14 protein-coding genes and 1 pseudogene are annotated in these 14,196 nt (G+C 61.1%); 11 read left to right on the forward strand and 4 right to left on the reverse strand.

All coding sequences use genetic code 11. The features are described 5' to 3' along the window. Positions 1-9 precede the first annotated feature (9 nt). Positions 10-933, reverse strand: a complete 924-nt coding sequence (locus tag FN369_RS01795; RefSeq protein WP_142524501.1) for a type 2 periplasmic-binding domain-containing protein — start codon at positions 931-933, stop codon at positions 10-12. A gap of 159 nt (positions 934-1,092) precedes the next feature. Between FN369_RS01795 and FN369_RS01800 the strand changes: the two genes are divergently transcribed. Genes FN369_RS01800 through FN369_RS01830 form a run of 7 tightly spaced genes read left to right on the forward strand, consistent with a single transcriptional unit; the run spans position 1,093 to position 6,667 of the window. Beyond that, positions 1,093-1,308 carry a hypothetical protein gene (locus FN369_RS01800; protein WP_142524502.1) on the forward strand — a complete coding sequence of 72 codons (216 nt, stop codon included), beginning with the start codon at positions 1,093-1,095 and terminating at the stop codon, positions 1,306-1,308. A 33-nt stretch (positions 1,309-1,341) separates the two neighbouring features. Continuing rightward, positions 1,342-1,818, forward strand: coding sequence for a Minf_1886 family protein (locus tag FN369_RS01805; RefSeq protein ID WP_142524503.1), 477 nt, complete (start codon positions 1,342-1,344; stop codon positions 1,816-1,818). 59 nt (positions 1,819-1,877) lie between these two features. Next, positions 1,878-4,460, forward strand: coding sequence for a M16 family metallopeptidase (locus tag FN369_RS01810; protein WP_178087606.1), 2,583 nt, complete (start codon positions 1,878-1,880; stop codon positions 4,458-4,460). 49 nt (positions 4,461-4,509) lie between these two features. Continuing rightward, entirely contained in the window at positions 4,510-4,938 is a 429-nt protein-coding gene (locus tag FN369_RS01815) for a DUF1844 domain-containing protein (protein ID WP_142524505.1), read from the forward strand. A gap of 39 nt (positions 4,939-4,977) precedes the next feature. Next, a complete protein-coding gene (gene moaA, locus FN369_RS01820; protein ID WP_142524506.1) occupies positions 4,978-5,958 on the forward strand; it encodes a GTP 3',8-cyclase MoaA in 981 nt (326 codons plus the stop codon). A 2-nt stretch (positions 5,959-5,960) separates the two neighbouring features. After that, positions 5,961-6,212, forward strand: coding sequence for a MoaD/ThiS family protein (locus FN369_RS01825; RefSeq protein ID WP_142524507.1), 252 nt, complete (start codon positions 5,961-5,963; stop codon positions 6,210-6,212). Further along, complete coding sequence (locus FN369_RS01830; protein ID WP_142524508.1) at positions 6,209-6,667, forward strand: molybdopterin synthase catalytic subunit; 459 nt, start codon at positions 6,209-6,211, stop codon at positions 6,665-6,667. Before FN369_RS01825 ends, FN369_RS01830 begins: the two co-directional genes overlap by 4 nt. 172 nt (positions 6,668-6,839) lie before the next feature. On the opposite strand, the gene cysC is transcribed toward FN369_RS01830, so the two are convergent. Further along, the gene (gene cysC, locus FN369_RS01835) at positions 6,840-8,762 is read right to left on the reverse strand and encodes an adenylyl-sulfate kinase (RefSeq protein WP_142524509.1); all 1,923 of its coding nucleotides are present in this window, start codon (positions 8,760-8,762) and stop codon (positions 6,840-6,842) included. 17 nt (positions 8,763-8,779) lie between these two features. After that, positions 8,780-9,586 (reverse strand): sulfate adenylyltransferase subunit CysD, encoded by an 807-nt coding sequence (gene cysD, locus FN369_RS01840; protein ID WP_142524510.1) that lies wholly within the window; start codon positions 9,584-9,586, stop codon positions 8,780-8,782. 23 nt (positions 9,587-9,609) lie between these two features. On the opposite strand from cysD, the gene FN369_RS01845 reads away from it, so the two are divergent. The 4 genes from FN369_RS01845 (at position 9,610) to FN369_RS01860 (ending at position 13,962) form a co-directional block, all read left to right on the forward strand. After that, a complete protein-coding gene (locus FN369_RS01845; RefSeq protein ID WP_142524511.1) occupies positions 9,610-10,422 on the forward strand; it encodes a phosphoadenylyl-sulfate reductase in 813 nt (270 codons plus the stop codon). Positions 10,423-10,519: 97 nt separating this feature from the next. Then, a complete protein-coding gene (locus FN369_RS01850; RefSeq protein ID WP_142524512.1) occupies positions 10,520-12,013 on the forward strand; it encodes a menaquinone biosynthesis decarboxylase in 1,494 nt (497 codons plus the stop codon). Further along, positions 12,010-13,032, forward strand: a complete 1,023-nt coding sequence (locus tag FN369_RS01855; RefSeq protein WP_142524513.1) for an NAD-dependent epimerase/dehydratase family protein — start codon at positions 12,010-12,012, stop codon at positions 13,030-13,032. Before FN369_RS01850 ends, FN369_RS01855 begins: the two co-directional genes overlap by 4 nt. A gap of 30 nt (positions 13,033-13,062) precedes the next feature. Continuing rightward, entirely contained in the window at positions 13,063-13,962 is a 900-nt protein-coding gene (locus FN369_RS01860) for a DUF72 domain-containing protein (protein WP_142524514.1), read from the forward strand. Here FN369_RS01860 and FN369_RS11005 read toward each other — a convergent pair. Further along, a pseudogene (locus FN369_RS11005) lies at positions 13,959-14,196 on the reverse strand (transglutaminase family protein); the annotation flags it as partial. The gene FN369_RS01860 and the pseudogene FN369_RS11005 overlap by 4 nt on opposite strands.

The following is a 14,196-nucleotide window of genomic DNA, read 5'->3' on the forward strand; positions in this document are numbered from 1 at the left end:
CGAGGCCAATCAACCGGCGGTAGGAGACGGAGCGAGCCAGTCTACCCGAGCAAAGACAGATCGGTCGAGGAGGGACTCGGAAGGGTAGATGTTCGGATTGCGGAGGAGCTCCGCAGGTACCGCTCGGCGAGCGTCCCGCGCGGTGACCGCAAGAAGGGCCTCGGAGGCGATCCGTCCGAGGACCTCGGGCCGGTAGAGTACTTGCAGAGCGGTCCCCGCCGCCTTTGGGTTGGCACAGCTTCGGGGGATGACCCAGTGAAAGAGACGGATCCAGGAGCCTTCCGGAGGGATGTGGATGGTCCAGCCCGGAGTTGCGTTGCGGAGTTGGAGCCGCTGCGAGAAGTCGACCTCGATGCGGGCGTTTTCTTCTCGGCGCGGCACGACCGGACCCGCTTGGCGGGCGAGCGAGCCGGGGGAGGGAGGAAACCCATGCTCCAGAGCGGCGAAAAGGAAGCGGGCATAGATCGGCGAGGGGGGCGACCGAAACGGGATTCGTCCCCCCGCCAAGTCTTTCCAATGGCTCGGGACTTCCACGGGCGTTCCCGGACCGGCGATGGCCAGTAAGGTAAACCCGAACGGCCAAGAAAATTGATTCGCCGGGTCGAAATAGTGGTGGAGAAATTGAGGCTCCGCCGGAAGCGGGGAGGGAAGCGCTGCGGCAAGCGGCAAGAGCTGGTTAGTCTCCCGGAGCGGAAAAATCAACGTGTCGGGGATTGCCGCGAGATCGGCGGCTCGGGAAGAGAGCATCTTTGCGCTCTCCTCGTTCTCTCCGTAGACTTCTCCAGAGATCTCCGACCCGAAGAGGGAAGGCAGCGACTCATGGAGGAGAGAGGGAGCCAGCAGATGCTGGGGTGTGAGGATGCGGAGTGCGAACATTGCCTCGCCTATCAGCGCGCAAAGAGGGAAAAGCAAGAAAAAAGCAGAAGCAGACATTTGGATGCTCTTCGACATCCCTTTTTCGGCCTTTTCGAAGTCGCGAAATCGTGCGTTTCGGACTCTTTTCTCGGATCGCCTTCGGATCGGTCGCTGCCTCGAGTTTCGGCGGAGGGCCTAGGGCTTTGTCGCGCAACGATTCCGGGAAAACTGCTTGAAATGCGGCAGCGTTCAGGAGAGATATGCAGCAAGGTGGCCGGTCTGCGAGCTTGGTGGAAGAGTCGAGACGTCTGGTTGACCCGTCGGGAGCAGGGGCTTGCGTTCTTCCTGCTCGTCCTGTTGACGCTGGGCGGAATGGTTAAGCTCTTGCGTGAATCCTTTGGAGGCAAGGACCTCGATCGGGGGCTCGTGGAAGAGCTTCCCCGCGATCCGTAGGTTTTTGAGAGGAGAAGAGAGCACGGACTTCATATGCGTAAGCGAAACTTTGCCAGCATTGTCGAGGAGATCTGCGAGCGGGATGGACGTTATGTCGACGAGGCCTACTATTTCGTTCGCGAGGCCTTGCATTCGACGGAAAAAGGGGGAAAGCGGAGGACGAAGAGTAGAACTACGGCTTCGACTGGCAAGGAGCTCTTGGAATCGTTGCGGATGCACGCCCTGAAGGAATTTGGGCCGATGAGCAAGCTGGTTTTCAGCGAATGGGGGATCCGGAACTGCAGCGACCTCGGCGATGTGATCCTTTCCCTCGCTTCCTATGGGGTTTTGGGTCGGACGAGCGCGGGAAGCCGGAAAGATTTCAAGAAAGGTTTTAGTTTTACTTCGGCATTCGTGAAGCCTTTTCGACCGGCGGGAATGGTCCGACCCGCGCGCAAGCGAAAGGCCGCGCAAACGGAGGCAAAGGCTGGCAAGCCGGGCCGAGGCCAGAAGAAGGCGCCTGCGGCGTAGCGAGAGTAGGGCGGGAGGGTCGCCGGCTTCCGCGGCGGCTTATGCCCAAGAGAGTCGTCATGGGATCCACCTCACCATCTACCGCAGGCAAGCCGCCGGCCGAGAAGGGTCTGCTCCCGCTCTCGCTTCTGCAAGTCGAGCAGAAGACGCTCTCCAACGGACTGACGATCCTCGTCAATCGGGACATGGGGGCTCCGGTGGTCTCTCTCCAATGCTGGTGCTCCACGGGAAGCATCCACGAGGGCCGGTGGATCGGCTCGGGAATCTCCCATCTCTTGGAACATCTGCTCTTTAAAGGGACCCCTACCCGGACCGGGATTCAGATGGTCCAAGAGATTCAGGACCTCGGAGGCCACTTCAATGCCTACACGACCTACGAACGGACGGTCTATCATGTCGATCTACCGGCGGACTCTTGGCAGCGAGCCTTGCCGATTCTGGCCGACGCCGTGCTCCACCCCGCCATTGCTCCGGAGGAGTTCGACCGGGAAAAAGACGTAATTCGGCGGGAATTCGCCATGGCCGAGGACGATCCCGAGAGTCAGCTCTTCCAGGCGGCCTGTGAAACCGCCTTTCTTCGCCATCCGTTGCGCTTTCCGATCCTTGGACAGATCGATCTCTTCAACGCATTGAGCCGCGAGGACGTTGTTGCCTACCATCGCGAGCGGTATGTGCCGCAGAATCTCTTCCTCGTAGTATCCGGCGCGGCGGAGCCGGAAGAGGTCTTTCCCGTGGCGGAGGAGTGCTTCGGTGGAGAGCCGCGGCGATTTCTCCCGGATATCCCGCTCCCCGTAGAACCCTTGCAAGTAGCCGCGCGGCATGCTCGGAAACCATTCCCTTCCGAGCTTGCGCGTGTCGCGATGCTCTATCCGGTCCCCGGGTTGGGACATCCTGATTCCGCCCCTTTGCGGGTCCTTGCCTTGCTCCTCGGCGAGAGCCGGAGTTCGATTCTCCATCAAGAGCTGGTCGAAAAGGAAGGCTTGGCCGAGGAAGTGGAAGCGTTTGCATTCGCCGGGATGGAGATTGGAGCTTTCGGCATCGAGGCCCGATGCGGGCCGGAGCGGTTGGAGGAGTTGGCGGAGCGGATCCGCGGGGAACTTTCCCGGATGGGGGAGTCGTTGCCTGCGGAAGCCGACTTGACCTTGGCTCGTCGGTTGACACTGGCACGCTCGATCGCCGACCTGAAGAGCATGGCGGGAAAGGCCGAGGCGGTGGGCTCGGGCTGGTTGTTGGCTCGGGATCCTTACTTGAAGGAAACGTTTCTGCGGCTCTTACTTGGGGTGACGGCCGAAGAGGTCCAACGCGTAGCGCGCCGCTACCTCGTGCCGCACAAGGAGAATCGAGTCGATCTCGTTCCCGCTGATTTCCCTCCTCCCAAACGGAGGCGGGCAGGAGGCGCGCTTCCGGTGAAAGGCGCGACTCCTTTTTTGACGAAGGCGAGCGGCGGACTTCGGATGCTTTCCCTCGAAAGCGGCCTGCCCCTCCAATTTTTTCGGGCCGCTTTCGACGGCGGACTTCTTTTCGAACCCAAGGGAAAAGAGGGAGTCTGTTTTCTTTCGGCGCAGCTGCTGCTGAAGGGGACTCGGAAGCGGACGGCGGCTCGGATCGCTCGGGAGGTGGAAGAGCTCGGCGGCTCGATGGCAGCCGATGCCGGGAACAATTCCGCCGGCCTTTCCCTGGAGGTTTTGAGCAGCGAGTGGGCTTCGGCCCTTGACCTCTTTCTCGACATGCTTCTCGAGCCGGCTTGCCGGGAAGAGGAGCTTGTCATCGAAAAACGGAAGCAGCTTTCGCTGCTCCAGGCCGAGCGCGACGACCCGCTCGCCATCGCTCGAGATCTCATTCGCCGGGCTCTCTGGGGAGAGCATCCGTCCGGAGGCAACGTCCTGGGGACGGAGCAAAGCATTGCTTCGATCGGCGTTTCCGATGTGGCGGAATTCATCCGCAAAGTACTGCAGACGAACCGTCTGATCATCGCGGGAGCGGGTCCGGTAAACCCGACCGAGTGGCAATCGATCGTCGCCTCGACGATCGCTTCCCGATTTGGCGAGGCTTCGGAGCCTCCCTTTCTTCCCCTGCCGCCGCGGCCGGCGCAACCCGTCCGCGTCGAAAAACGGGTCCCGGGCAAAGAGCAAGCCATTGTGGAGATCGCCTTCCCGATCCCGGAACTGGTTCATCCCGACCATTTGCCCTTAGGGGTAGTGCGGGAGGCTCTTTCGGATCTCGGAACCCGGCTTTTCGTCCGCGTGCGCGACGAGTTGGGGCTGGCCTACTTCGTGAGCGCTTCGCGTTTCCTCGGCCGACAGGCCGGGTATTTCTTTTTCTATGCCGGAACCGCTCCCGGAAAAGAGAGGGAGGTGGAGCAAATCCTGTTGGAGGAGGTCTTCCGGTTGGCCGAAGAGGGGTTTTCGGAAGAAGAGTTTGCCCGAGCCCGTGCTAAGTTGATCAGCGAGGAGAAGATGTCGTGGCAGAATCCCGCTGCCGTGGTGGCGAATTCGGCCCTGCACGAACTCTTGGGGTTGGGATGGGATTATGATGAGCGGCGGCTCGCTCGCTTGGGGGCGATGGAGTCGGAGGAGGTCAACCGCGTGCTCCGCTCCTATTTTCGAACTCAGGGATATGTCGTGGGCGTCGTTCGGCCCTAATGGCGCAGAAATCGGTTGAGTCTTCCCCAAAAAGATCGTTTGGTTCCTTATGGATCATTCCCTCTCCGATGCGGAAGTACAGGCACGGTTCGCGCGCCATCTGCAGATGCAGATCGACCATATTCTGGTGCTCCTGGGTCGGATTCCGCTTCCAGGGATGGAGGCGATGGAACCGCGCCTTCCGGAAGCTCGGGAGCTCATCGACCATTTGGAGGCTTTGGAGGTAAAGACGCGCGGCAACCTCCAACCCCATGAGCAGGCCTTCCTCGGCGGCGCTCTGACCGAACTGCGTTTGGCGTATGTCGAGGCGTGCCAAGGTCGAAGGACGGCAGCGGCCCCTTCCCCTTCTTCTCCGGTTCCTCCGGAACCGGCAGGAGCGGAAGGGGTTCCTCCTCCGCCGATCTCCTCACAGGAGTCTCGGCAAGCTCCGTCCTCGACCGAAGAAGGCAAAAAGAAGTTTTTTAAGAGCTACGGGTAGCCCGATCCTCATGGGTTCCTGGAGACAAGAAAGGGGTTCGTGAGCTGCCACGATAGCTTTCGTCGTTCCGTCCATTATTTAAGGATTTCCGTCACGGATCGCTGCAATGAGCGCTGCCTCTACTGCTTCCCCCGTGATTTTTCCGGTTGGCGAGAGAAAGAAGATCTGCTGACCTACGAGGAAATCCTGGCGATCGTTGCGGTCGCAGCGGAACTCGGATTCACCGATTTCCGCATCACGGGCGGGGAGCCGCTCGTCCGAGCGGGGGTGCCCGGCTTGATCCGCGAGATTTCGAGGACATCGGGGGTCAGGAGCGTACGACTTTCGACCAATGGAACCCGTTTGGCCGGTTTGGCCGCCGAATTGAACGACTCCGGTCTTTCGGGAATCAACATCAGTTTGGACGCCCTCGATCCGAAGCGGTATTACCAGATTACGGGAGGATATCTGGGGCCGGTGCTCGAGGGGATCGAGGCGGTGCGCCGGCTTGGCTTTGCGCAGATCAAGCTCAACACCGTCTTATTGCGCCATCGCAACGAGGATCAGATCGAGGCGCTGCTCGATTTTGCAGCGGAAAGGGATCTGATTCTTCGATTCATCGAGCTCATGCCGGTCACTTCTCGGGAGGTCCTGCGTCCGGACAACTTTCTTTCCGCAGCGGAGCTCCAGCGCAAACTGGAAAGCGAAGATCGGCTCGAACCGCTCGATCGCTCCCTTGGATTCGGGCCCGCGCGCTACTTTCGGATGGAGAAAAGGGGGGTCACCGTGGGATTCATCGGGGCTCTGAGCGATCTCCACTTTTGCGAGCGATGCAACAAGATGCGCCTTACGGCGGACGGGCGGCTCCGGCCCTGTCTGGGGAACCATCTGGAAGTCGATCTTCGACCCTTTTTGCGGCCGACGATGGATCGGCATGGCTTGCGGGAAGCTTTCCTCGATACGCTGCGCCGCAAGCCGTTGGAGCACTCCTTCCGGGACTATTACGAGCCCGAGCGGACGATGACCGCCCTGGGAGGATAGGGATGAACTCCGAAGAGAGAACGGTTCGCCTGCTGCTCTTTGCGCAGGCCAGGGAGCTTCTCGGTTTCCGGGAACACTGGGTTTCCGTCCGTGCCGAGGAGACGCCGCGCGAGATCCTCGAAAGGATTGCGCCCGGCTTTTTTGAAAAGATTCCCGGAGCGCGGGTCAGCCTCGATCTCGAGTATTGCTCTTGGGATGCCCCCGTCGGGGATGCGGACGAGATGGCCGTGCTTCCCCCGGTGAGCGGAGGATGAGCGTGGGGATTTCCGTTTCGCTGATCGACGGGCCGCTCGAGCGGCCCCGGATCTCCTTTCCGCTGGAAGGCGCCACCGGAGTGATCGTAGAGTTTTTCGGCGTCGTGCGTGGGTGCGAGAGAGGGAGGTCGATTGTCGCCCTTGATTACGAGGCCTATCGGGCCATGGCTCAGAAGGAACTCGAGCGAATTGCCGAAGAGGTAGGGGATCGCGGGCTCTGCCACGAGCTCGTTCTCATCCATCGAATCGGAAGGGTTCCCGTGGGTGAGCCTTCTCTTTATCTCCGCGTTTCGGCCGAGCGGCGCGGAACCGCGTTTCGCATCGCCGAAGAGGTCATCCGCAGGCTCAAGACCGATGTCCCGATCTGGAAAGCCGCCGTCGATGCCGAAGCGGATCCGAAGGCCGCCGAAACGGTCCGAGAGAGCGGGTCTTCCCGCTTCCGCGCTCCTTCCTGAGACATGCGGGCTAAGGTCCCTTGGCTGCTTTCTGGCAGCGAGAGTCGCCGTTTTCCAAGCGATCGTTGCGGAGGCCAGAGCATGCTTATGCGGCGGCAAGGCGCTCTTTCCCTCTGCTCTCTTCCGGAGCTTGGCTCCTCCCCGCTTTCCCGTCGCCTCCCGCAAAGGAAGGTTAAATGATCGCGGCCGGATCTTCTCGTAGCGATGGCCGATTCGGGACCGCGATCGCCTCTTGGACGATCTTCATCAGCCGTTCCACGCATTCGGTGGGCGAGAGCTGATCCGTCGGGAGCTCCAACTCGGCCGCTTCCGGCACCTCGTAGGGGGAATCGATTCCCGTGAATTCCGGAATTTCCCCGCGTTCGGCTCGCGCGTAGAGCGCTTTCGGATCGCGCGCTCGGCAGACTTCGAGGGGAGCATGGACGAAGATCTCTCGAAACGGGATGCCCGCTGCTTCCGCGATTTCCCGTGCCTTGCGGCGATCGGCGCGAAAAGGCGAAATCAACGCGACGATGGCAACCAGTCCCGCATCGGCCAGGAGGCGAGCGGCCTCTGCCGCTCTTCGGATATTTTCTCTCCTGTCCTGGGCGCTGAATCCCAGGTCGCTGGAGAGGCCGTGACGCAGGTTGTCTCCGTCGAGAACATAGGCCCAAATTCCTCTGCGGAAGAGATGGGTTTCCAATTGGATGGCGAGGGTCGATTTGCCGGCACCCGAGAGTCCGGTGAACCAGAGGATGGCACCGCGATGCCCCAGCGCGCGCGTTCGTTCGTCCCGGTCGATCTCTCCTTCCGTCCAGAATAGAGGGCTGCTTTGATGCACCGGGGGCAGGGAGGCCTTCGGGTAACGAGCGCCGAGAACGATGCCCCCTCCGAGGATTCGCCCGTCCTTTGCGAGAATGAAGCGTCCGGTCAGGGCGATTTCCGAAGCGTTGTCGAAGGCGAGCGGCCGTTGGGTGCGGATGAGCACCTCCGCGATCTCATTGGGAGCGACTCCCGGCTTCTGGGAGTCCTGGACGGAAAGCGTTTCCGCATCGATGATCCGGTCGACCTCCGTGACGCGCGCGCCGACCGACTGCGTCATCAAGCGCAGCTCGTAACTTTCCCCCACGCGAAGGGGATCTGGTCCGAGCCAAAAAATCTTTGCCGGGAATTCACGCGCCTCGATCGGAGTTTTTTCGAGGGAGCTGGCGATCATGCCTCGTTCGACAAAGATCTCCTCCTCCAGGATCAACGCTGTCGAGCGTCCCGCCGATGCTTCCTCGGGGGTCGTTTCCGGAGGCCACTCCGCGAAGGCACGCAGCCGGGCGCGCTTGCGGCCGGGCCAAAAAAGGAGCTCATCACCGACTCGGAGAGAGCCTGTTTCCACCCGACCCGCGATCAAGCGTTCCGCACCTCGGCGATAGACGTCTTGTACGGAGAAGCGAAGAGGCAGGTCGTCGAGGGAGGGGAGAGCGGGAACCGCATCGAGCGCCTCGAGCAGAGTCCCACCGACGTACCAGGGCATTCGGGGGCTCGGCTGGACGATATTCTCCCCCAGCCGCGCGGAGAGGGGGAGAGAAGTGGGCTCCGGAAGGCCGAGCTCGGCAAAAAGCGTCGCCAGAGAGCCGGCGATTTCCCGATAGCGGCTTTCCGCAAAGTCGACCAAATCCATTTTATTGATGCCCACAAGGATGTGGCGAATTCCCAAGATCGGGAGGAGCATCGCATGGCGCCGTGTCTGCTCCCGCACCCCTTCCTGGGCGTCGACGACCAACACGGCCGCATGGGCTCTGGCCGCTCCCGAGAGCATGTTTTTCAGGAACTCCTTGTGACCGGGCGCGTCTATGATCGCATATCGCCTTCTCCGAGTGCGGAACCGGATCTCCGTCGTATCGATGGTAACGTTCTGAGCCTGTTCTTCGAGGAGAGAGTCGAGCAGGAAGGCGTGCTCGAAGGGAACTCCTTCCGCCGCGGCCGCCCTGGCGAGCTCTTCGGCTTTCCCTTCCGGAACCGAGCCCGTGTCGAAGAGCAGACGGCCGATCAGGGTCGATTTCCCATGGTCCACATGGCCGATCACGACGATCGGCAAGACTTCTTCCGTAGGAGAAAAATGCATGACCGGACGGGCCTTTCTTATAGGAATCCTTTGGCGCGGAGCTTTTGCATGGCATTGCGCTCGTGGTGGTCTTGGGCTCGCCCTGCCCGCTCGGGCGTGCGCGTGGAATAGAGCTCCGCGATGATCTCGTCCACCGTTGATGCCGTGCTCGGCACCGGATGCGTGATCGGCCGGCAGCCGATGGAGCGGAAACGCTTCCCGTTTCGTGCAAAGTAGAGCGGGGGAATGGGAATCTTTTCGCGCCGGATGTAGAGCCAAACATCGTATTCGGTCCAGTCGAGCAGGGGTTGCACGCGCACATGACCGCCCGCTCCCTTGGGAGGAAGAGCGAACTGATTCCAGAATTCCGGAGGCTGATCCTTGTAGTTCCACTCGCCCTCGGAGGACCGCGGAGAAAAGTAGCGCTCCTTCGCCCGCGTCGGATCCTCATCTCGGCGAATCCCGGTAATCAGGGCATCCCATTGGTATTCGGCCAAGGCCTGCTGGAGGGCGACCGTCTTGAGCTCGTGAGTCACCGTAACGGGATCGTGAGTTTCGTAACCGACGCCGCGCGCAATCGCCTCTTCATTGATCTTTACGATGAGTTGGAGGCCGTAATGCTTTTGGGCCCATGCGCGGAACTCGAGCATTTCCGGAAATTCATAGGTAGTGTCAATGTGGAGGACCGGGAAAGGAATCCGGCCGCAAAAGGCCTTTTGGGCAAGCCAGAGGAGCACGTTGGAATCCTTGCCCATCGACCAAGGCATGCCGATTCGCCGGAACGTCCGGTAGGCCTCTCGCAGGAGGAAAATGCTTTGCGATTCAAGCTTGCTCAAATTGCTCATGAGTCTATAGACTAATGGGAGATATGGAAAAGCCAAGCATTTTTGCGGAGTGCGGCGCTACTTCCCTTCCTCCCCATCTGGAAGAAATTCGAACAGAGGGGAAAACCGAGAGCAAGCGGAAAGCGGCAGAAGCCGCAGAGAGCCCGGAAGCGGAAAGGGCTCTCGCAAAAATGGACGCTGCCGAGCGTATCGAGTGGGCATTCGCCCGATTCGGAGATCGAGTGATCGTAAGCTCGAGCTTCGGCATACAGGCGGGGGTCTTGCTGCATCTGGTCACACGGCTGCGCCCCGAAGTTCCCGTCGTTCTCGTCGACACCGGCTATCTCTTCCCCGAAACTTATCGATATGCCGATCTGCTCACCGAGCGATTCGGGCTTCGCCTGCACGTGGCCCGGCCTTCCCTTTCCGCCGCTTGGTTCGAGGCGCGTCACGGACGACTTTGGGAAAACGGAGTCGAGGGGCTCGATCGGTATAACGAGCTTCGAAAGGTCGAGCCGATGCGCAGGGCCTTGGAGACGCTCCGTGCCGAATGCTGGCTTGCGGGAGTGCGCCGAACGCAGGCCAAGACGCGGGCGGATCTCCCGGTTCTCCAATGGCAGGATGGAATCGCGAAGCTCCATCCCATAGTCGACTGGGACGATGCGCAGGTAGAAGCCTATCTCGACAAATGGGAGATTCCCCGGCATCCCCTCGCTTCGCGCGGGTACGTGTCCGTGGGGGATGTTCCAACGAGCCGTCCGTGGGAAGAAGGGATGCTTCCGGAGGAGACCCGCTTCTTCGGGTGGAAGCGCGAATGCGGCCTCCATGAGCGCCCTCCGGAGCGCCCGACGCGGTAGGGGCCTTACCCGGCTTTTTCCTTCTGTTTTCCCGCTTCCCTTAGGTATCTTGGCGGGAATGTCTCGTTGCAAGAAGACGAGGCGGGCGGATTTCTCCATGGAGTGCGAATCTTTCGCGGACTTTGCGCGTCGGCTGGAGCGGGAAGGGGAGCTGGTCCGGATTTCGGAGCCGGTGCGAACCGATCTCGAAATTACCGCGCTGGCCGATCGAGAGATGAAGTCCCCGGGAGGAGGCGACGCGCTGCTCATTGAAAAACCTCTCCTCCCGGACGGGTCGATTTCGCGATTTCCGGTGCTGATCAACGCCTTCGGCTCCGAGCGCCGCATCGAGCTTGTCTTAGGGAGGCCTCTGGGAAAGCTCGTCGACGAGATTCGGATGCTGCTTCGCGCCGAGCCGCCTCGCTCCTTCCAGGAAGGTTGGGATCTCTTCCGCAAGGGGCTCGGGCTCGTTCGAAGCCGGCCCTACCGAGTTGAGACCGGACCCTGCCGAGACCGGATCGTAACAATGGGACCTTCGGCGGAGATCGATCTCGCCTCCCTTCCGGTTCTCCGGTGTTGGCCGAAGGACGGAGGACCCTTTCTCACGCTGCCCCAGGTGGTGACGCAAGATCCCCGAACGGGCAGACGCAATGTGGGCATGTACCGGATGCAAGTTTACGACAAGACGACGACCGGAATGCACTGGCAGATTCACAAGGTGGGGGCTCGCCACGGGAAGGAGTATTGGGAGCGGGGAGGACGGATGCCGGTCGCCGTCTGTTTGGGCGGAGACCCGATTCTTACTTTTGCGGCCACCGCGCCTCTCCCCGACGGGGTCGATGAGCTGCTCTTCGCGGGTTTCCTGCGGAAGAAGGGAGTGCCCTTGGTCGGGTGCACGACGGTCGATCTTGAGGTTCCCGCGCACTCCGATTTTGTCCTCGAGGGCTACGTGGAACCGCCCGAGCTTCGCCCCGAAGGGCCGTTCGGGGATCATACCGGATTCTATACGCCGGTGGAGCCGTATCCGGTCTTTCATCTCACCTGCATTACCCATCGGAAGGACGCCGTCTACCCGGCAACGATCGTCGGGAAGCCTCCGATGGAGGACTATTACCTGGGAACGGCGAGCGTCCGCCTCCTCTTTCCGGTGCTGCAGGCAACCTTTCCGGAAATCGTCGATTTGGCGCTTCCTCCCGAAGGCGTCTTCCACGATCTAGTCTTCGTGAGCATCCGCAAGCAGTACCCGTATCAAGCCTACAAGGTGATGCATGGCCTCTGGGGCATGGGTCAGATGATGTTTACGAAGATCCTGGTCGTCGTGGATGCCGAGGTGAATGTCCACGACACGGCGGATGTCCTCTTCCATCTCTGTGCGAATGTCGATCCCGAACGAGACTTCCTTTTTACCCGCGGGCCATCCGACAGCCTGGACCACGCTCCTACCGTCCCAAACGTCGGAAGCCACGTGGGAATCGACGCCACTCGAAAGCTCCCTGCGGAAGGCTATCCACGGCCTTGGCCGGAAGAGGTTTCTCTCCCCGAGGAGTTTTGCCGGGAGCTTTTCGCCCGCTTCCCGAGGAGAACGGAAAGGAAAGTGGTAGGCGAACGATGAAGATCCTCATCACAGGCTGCGCGGGGTTTCTTGGCTTTTCGCTTGCTCGCCGACTTCTGGAGAAGGGCGAGGAAATCATCGGCATCGACAACCTGAATGCCTACTACTCGGTGGCCCTCAAGGAGGCGAGGCTGGGCCTTCTTCGAGACTCCCCCTCGTTTCGTTTTGAAAAGCTCGATCTTCGCAACCAGAAGCCAATAGAGGAGCTCGTGAGACGGGAGAGGCCGCAGGCGATCGTCCATTTCGCAGCCCAGGCCGGTGTCCGTTATAGCTTGCGAGAACCCGCCGCCTATGTGGAGGACAATGTCCTCGGCACCGTCCACCTGTTGGAAGCGGCCCGTCGCATCGTCCCTCTGCCCCATTTGCTCTACGCCAGCTCGAGTTCGGTTTATGGATTGAATGGTTCGTTGCCGTTTTCGGTGAAAGATTCGGCATCCCATCCCGCGAGCGTCTACGCCGCCACCAAGCGGTCGGGCGAGTTGCTCATTCATGCCTATAGCCACCTCTATCGGCTTCCGGCGACCGGATTGCGCTTTTTTACCGTTTACGGTCCCTGGGGGCGACCCGATATGGCCTACTTTTCCTTTACGCGGGCCATTCTGCGCGGCGAGCCGATCGAAGTGTACGGCCGAGGGGAGCTGCGGCGGGACTTTACCTATGTCGACGACGTGATCGAAGCGGTGGCGCGGCTGATTCCTCGGTCGGCCCTTCCCGATCCCGGCTGGGATCCGATCCATCCCGATCCCTCGTGCAGTTCCGCTCCCTACCGCATTTTCAACGTCGGCAACCGCGCCCCTCTTTCCGTTCGGGAGCTGATCGAGGCGATTGAAAGGGCGGCGGGCGGAAAGGCGATTCTCCGCTATTCTCCGATGCCGCCCGGCGACGTGACGGCGACGGCCGCCGACACGACAGAACTCGAGGCGGAGGCGGGATTCACCCCGAACACCCCGCTCTCGGTGGGAATCGAGAGATTCGTCTCCTGGTACCGGGAGGTCGTGGCGAATCGACTCGAAGCGTAGGGAAAAGGCAAAGGCGAAGCTTGGACGAAGATGGTCCTTATCCTTGTCGGGACGGCGTCGTGGACCGACCCCACCCTTCTGAGCTCCGGTTGGTATCCGGCGGAAGCCCAAGATCCCGAATCCCGCTTGCGCTACTATGCCGCCCATTTCCCGCTGGTCGAAATCGACTCGTCCTACTACGCACTCCCTCGGAGGGAAAATGCGAAACGGTGGGCGGAGCGGACTCCCGCCGGATTTACGTTCGACTGCAAGGCCTTCCGTCTCTTTACGCAACACCCCGCTTCTCCGGCCGCACTGCCCTCCGATCTGCGGCCTTCCCCCGGCAGGGAAATTCGAGAGAAGATTTACTATCGGGATCTGCCGGAAGCCGCTCGCCGGGAGCTCTGGCGGCGATTTCGCGAGGGCCTCTCTCCCCTCCGGGGAGCGGGGAAGCTCGGAGTCGTTCTCTTCCAGTTTCCGCCCTGGTTTTCCTATTCGCAGGAAAATCGAGAGCATCTCCTGCATTGCGCGGCGATGCTCGAAGGCTACCGGATCGCCGTCGAGTTTCGTAACGCATCTTGGTTTTCAGGAGCTCGCCGAGCGGACGAAACGCTGCAATGGGAGAGCGAGCAGGGGTTCATTCCCGTGATCGTCGACGAACCCCAGGGAACCAGCGCGAGCGTTGCCGCAATCTGGGAGGTTCCTTGGTCGGAAGTCGCCGTGGTGCGCTTGCATGGAAGGAACCGGGAAACTTGGATGGCTCGAAACTTGCATTCCGCCGCCGATCGATTTCGGTACCGGTACGATGATGCCGAGCTCCGGGAGCTCGCCGCCTCGGTTCGAGCCCTGCGCGTCTCGCGGATCCACGTCCTCTTCAATAATTGCTATCGGGACTACGGCGTGCGCAACGCCGCCCGCTTTCAAGAAATCCTCACGGGGATGGGTTCCTAGTCAGCTTCCGTCGGCTCTTCCTCTTCGATGCGGTCGATCCGCACCGAAACGGAAAGCCGCTGATCCCGAGCGCCGGTGAAAATGCCGCGGAGCGGGGCGGCGTCCGCGTAGTCGCGTCCCACCGCAACCTGGACATGCTGCTCGCTTTCCCAACTCAAATTGGTCGGATCGAGTCCGATCCACGACCCGTCGGGGCAGCGGATCTGCACCCAAGCGTGGCTCGAGAGAGCCATC

Source organism: Methylacidimicrobium cyclopophantes (genome assembly GCF_902143385.2).
GTDB classification, from domain to species: Bacteria; Verrucomicrobiota; Verrucomicrobiia; order Methylacidiphilales; family Methylacidiphilaceae; genus Methylacidimicrobium; species Methylacidimicrobium cyclopophantes.

Excerpts from the sequence above, each read along its gene's own strand:
- FN369_RS01795 (WP_142524501.1), bottom strand. The coding sequence starts at position 933 with ATGTCTGCTTCTGCTTTTTTCTTGCTTTTCCCTCTTTGCGCGCTGATA.
- FN369_RS01800 (WP_142524502.1), top strand. The coding sequence starts at position 1,093 with ATGCGGCAGCGTTCAGGAGAGATATGCAGCAAGGTGGCCGGTCTGCGA.
- FN369_RS01805 (WP_142524503.1), top strand. The coding sequence starts at position 1,342 with ATGCGTAAGCGAAACTTTGCCAGCATTGTCGAGGAGATCTGCGAGCGG.
- FN369_RS01810 (WP_178087606.1), top strand. The coding sequence starts at position 1,878 with ATGGGATCCACCTCACCATCTACCGCAGGCAAGCCGCCGGCCGAGAAG.
- FN369_RS01815 (WP_142524505.1), top strand. The coding sequence starts at position 4,510 with ATGGATCATTCCCTCTCCGATGCGGAAGTACAGGCACGGTTCGCGCGC.
- FN369_RS01825 (WP_142524507.1), top strand. The coding sequence starts at position 5,961 with ATGAACTCCGAAGAGAGAACGGTTCGCCTGCTGCTCTTTGCGCAGGCC.
- FN369_RS01830 (WP_142524508.1), top strand. The coding sequence starts at position 6,209 with ATGAGCGTGGGGATTTCCGTTTCGCTGATCGACGGGCCGCTCGAGCGG.
- cysC (WP_142524509.1), bottom strand. The coding sequence starts at position 8,762 with ATGCATTTTTCTCCTACGGAAGAAGTCTTGCCGATCGTCGTGATCGGC.
- cysD (WP_142524510.1), bottom strand. The coding sequence starts at position 9,586 with ATGAGCAATTTGAGCAAGCTTGAATCGCAAAGCATTTTCCTCCTGCGA.
- FN369_RS01845 (WP_142524511.1), top strand. The coding sequence starts at position 9,610 with ATGGAAAAGCCAAGCATTTTTGCGGAGTGCGGCGCTACTTCCCTTCCT.
- FN369_RS01850 (WP_142524512.1), top strand. The coding sequence starts at position 10,520 with ATGGAGTGCGAATCTTTCGCGGACTTTGCGCGTCGGCTGGAGCGGGAA.
- FN369_RS01855 (WP_142524513.1), top strand. The coding sequence starts at position 12,010 with ATGAAGATCCTCATCACAGGCTGCGCGGGGTTTCTTGGCTTTTCGCTT.
- FN369_RS01860 (WP_142524514.1), top strand. The coding sequence starts at position 13,063 with ATGGTCCTTATCCTTGTCGGGACGGCGTCGTGGACCGACCCCACCCTT.